Origin of the sequence: Shigella sp. FC1544, from assembly GCF_001722145.1 — a bacterium.
In the GTDB taxonomy this organism is placed as follows: Bacteria; Pseudomonadota; Gammaproteobacteria; order Enterobacterales; family Enterobacteriaceae; genus Escherichia; species Escherichia coli.
In genome coordinates this window covers 1-3088 of the sequence record NZ_MECT01000192.1, presented here as the reverse complement: position 1 = coordinate 3088, position 3088 = coordinate 1, and the positions used below count along the sequence as shown (strand labels likewise).

At 49.0% G+C, this 3088-nt stretch carries 6 protein-coding genes; all 6 read left to right on the top strand.

What is annotated here, in order from left to right; translation table 11 throughout:
- Nucleotides 1-211 precede the first annotated feature (211 nt).
- From BGK49_RS11380 to BGK49_RS29335, 6 genes are read left to right on the top strand one after another with little or no spacing between them, the layout of a single operon-like run.
- Entirely contained in the window at nt 212-1045 is an 834-nt protein-coding gene (locus BGK49_RS11380; protein ID WP_001019377.1) for an antA/AntB antirepressor family protein, read from the top strand.
- Nucleotides 1038-1217, top strand: a complete 180-nt coding sequence (locus tag BGK49_RS11375; RefSeq protein WP_000042978.1) for a DUF4222 domain-containing protein — start codon at nt 1038-1040, stop codon at nt 1215-1217. Before BGK49_RS11380 ends, BGK49_RS11375 begins: the two co-directional genes overlap by 8 nt.
- Nucleotides 1214-2281: an ash family protein gene (locus BGK49_RS31670; RefSeq protein ID WP_005040399.1), complete on the top strand. Its 1068-nt coding sequence runs from the start codon at nt 1214-1216 to the stop codon at nt 2279-2281. The genes BGK49_RS11375 and BGK49_RS31670 overlap by 4 nt, the downstream gene beginning before the upstream one ends.
- Entirely contained in the window at nt 2274-2468 is a 195-nt protein-coding gene (locus tag BGK49_RS11365; protein WP_001065741.1) for a hypothetical protein, read from the top strand. The genes BGK49_RS31670 and BGK49_RS11365 overlap by 8 nt, the downstream gene beginning before the upstream one ends.
- A complete protein-coding gene (locus tag BGK49_RS11360) occupies nt 2465-2728 on the top strand; it encodes a hypothetical protein (RefSeq protein ID WP_001024675.1) in 264 nt (87 codons plus the stop codon). The genes BGK49_RS11365 and BGK49_RS11360 overlap by 4 nt, the downstream gene beginning before the upstream one ends.
- Nucleotides 2725-2880, top strand: coding sequence for a hypothetical protein (locus BGK49_RS29335; protein WP_000181939.1), 156 nt, complete (start codon nt 2725-2727; stop codon nt 2878-2880). Before BGK49_RS11360 ends, BGK49_RS29335 begins: the two co-directional genes overlap by 4 nt.
- Nucleotides 2881-3088 lie beyond the last annotated feature (208 nt).

Here is a 3088-nt window from a genome sequence, read left to right as displayed (position 1 = left end):
AAGACCGCACGAATATAACGGTGGGTTACCCCCAAACGAATCGGAAAATCGATACTGGAAAAACTCTAACTCGGTGGCCAGTTTTTGTTGACCACTTCATATTAACCATCTTGCGAACATAAATGATCACAACGGACTTTCTCAGCAGGAAATTGCCGACATTCTGAAACTCTACCCGGACGCGTTTAACGCCGCTTAACGGAGACTGAAAATGAACATCGAAAAAAGCAGATTAATTTCTGAGGCCGCCCCTCATCTGAACGCCTCTCTGAGCACAATTAACGGTAATGAATTTGCCGCAATTGTCCCGGTTATTCCTGGTCATATCGGTGGGCGTGAAACCAATATTGTTAGCGCAAAAGCGTTACACAAAGCGTTGGGCGTGGGAAAAGACTTCTCTACATGGATCACTGATCGCATCTCTGAATATGACTTCACCATTGGGCACGATTACTCAGTCCATAAAACAATTTCCCCAAATTTGGGGAAAAGCCCGAATGGCGCGGCTTACAGCAAGATTAAGCAGTCTGGCAGACCCGGCAAAGACTATCTGTTAAGTGTCGGAATGGCGAAAGAACTGGCAATGATCGAACGCAATGATCAGGGTCACGCTATCCGCCGTTATTTCATCCAGTGCGAGGAAGAATTACAGCGTAGCGTGCCTGAAATCGCCGCACGCTATCGTCGCCAGCTAAAAGCCCGTATCAGTGCCGCAAACAACTTTAAGCCAATGTGCGATGCGCTGAATATGGCCCGTGCCGAGATGGGGAAAACGACGCAGCAACACCACTACACAAACGAGAGCAATATGATTTCTCGTATCGTTCTTGGTGGGCTAACTGCTAAGCAGTGGGCGCGGATAAATGGCTATTCTGGCGAACCTCGCGACCATATGAACGCAGAACAGCTTGAGCACCTCTCATATCTCGAAAGCACCAATATCACGTTAATTGATATGGGCATGGAATATGAGCAGCGCAAAGGAGAACTCACCCGCCTGTCGCAACGCTGGCTCGCCAAGCGTCTGGAGGCGCTCAATGTCTAAGCCAACAGGAACACCACAACCACAAAAACGCTACAAAGATGCCCACGGAGCACTCGTTACTGTCGAAAGCGTGTCTCACAACCGAGTGACGTTTTATCGCGACGGGTATCAATCGCCATGCGTACAACCGCTGGCGCGTTTCATGAAGGAGTTCGCGGAGGTTAACCAATGATACCCGTCCAGAAGAAGACATTTTCACTGGCTGGCATGTCGCCAAAATCCAGAAATATGACGGCAAAGTCAGGCATTAATACAGCAGATACAAGCAAAGTTTATCATTTGCTTGTGGTCGGAACGGATGCCTTAACCATACCAGAAATCTCGGGCGATGATATTAGCATTGAGAAGGTCAGCGGCTGCGCCAGAAAATTTCTGGTCGTAGATGATGTCTTCAGCTCGTGTAGTGACTCCACAAAAACATTCGTCCACGCGCGTGACGTTAACGAAATGAGCGCGATGTACTGTGCTTCTGGTTCTTCCAATAGTGAGTTTTCGGAGTCCATAAAAAAGAGCTTGCCGTTATGCGGCAACACGGTTTATGGTTATAAGGCACCTCATAAAACGGGTGCCGGGATTGGCGTCCTGGTAAATCGAATGGCGACATATGACGCGCCGAGCGTCTTTTTTTATGTCGTAGGTCTGACTCACCCATTTTTTGGGCGTTGGTGTATAATCCAGCGCCTTTGTCAATCAATGGTGGCTCAGGCAGGGGCTTCTTCGGAAGCGCCGGTATCCATTCGAGCCGGTTACGCCAACCCTGTCTGGGCTACCACCAGCGAAATTGGCGTTTCCGGTGGTAGCGTTACATGCTATCGAATGGAGGCTGCCACATGCTGGCTACTACCCCTACCCAAAAACCGCAATTTATCTGGATTATCGCCGCAGTTCGCCGCGATTGCCCGACAATTACCGCCAAAATTCATCATATTGCTGCCGAGTCTGAACGCGATGCTCGCCGTTCTCTGGTGCGCGATCACATCTGCTTTTTTGCTGGTCGTATCCGCATGGAGGTGGCACATGATTAAAACCTACGATGTGCATATGGATCCCCTCGAACGCACAAGCCAGATCATCACACTGACAGAAGTGATTAACGACATTCTGGTGAGCAACTCTCCCTCACGAGACGAAAGACTGAAGGCGTTACTCGCGATATTGGATCTCGCCGTTCGTGACGTTCATTTCCTGCTGGAAGGTGGCGAAATGCCAGGAAAAACGGGGGCAACCAATGAATAACTCAATTAATACCCCTCGCCTTACGTCCGCACTTCAATTAATCGAGCAAGCAGCGGCTGTCCTGGTTGCTGTCAGTCTTTCGGCTGAAGAAATGGACGCTACTGATGTCGTGGATGCGATTAAAGCGTGCTCATCTTTGGTTAACGATGCCCGTGCCGAGCTGGTAATTCTTGGGGGTGAAAAATGAATATCAACTTAATTTATCGTCATCCGTGTGAGCTGGAAATTGAATCATTGCTGGGGCGTGAAGAGCCATATCCAGACACATTCACTCCCGCAGATTGCGCGACTGAACGGCTTACCAGAGCGCGCACAGGTCTGGTTCATGTGATGAATGAGATTGTTCCCTCGGTGGGAGGGGAACAGGCGACAGTAATCAATAGCTGGCTACAAAAAGTTACCTCCCTGATAGATATCGGTTTAATCGATGTGGAGAGTGCGAAATGACCAACATCCAGCTCATTGAAGCGCAATGTCGCATCGAACAGGTTCAGACTGTTTTAGGGTTCTGGCTTGAAGGGGCCAGCCCCAGCAACAGAGACAAGTTAATGATTGGCGCGGTTATGTCACTGCTCAATGGCGTACCAGAAGCTATTTAGGAAGCGGACGAATTGTTGGGCAAATATGAGTTACAGAATCATTCAGGCGAGGCGAAACATGAATAATTTCTTAACTTTCCATGCAGAAGCAACGCCTGACGGCGTAAACTGAAGTGGTCAACAAAAACTGGCCACCGAGTTAGAGTTTTTCCAGTATCGATTTTCCGATTCGTTTGGGGGTAACCCACCGTTATATTCGTGCGGTCTT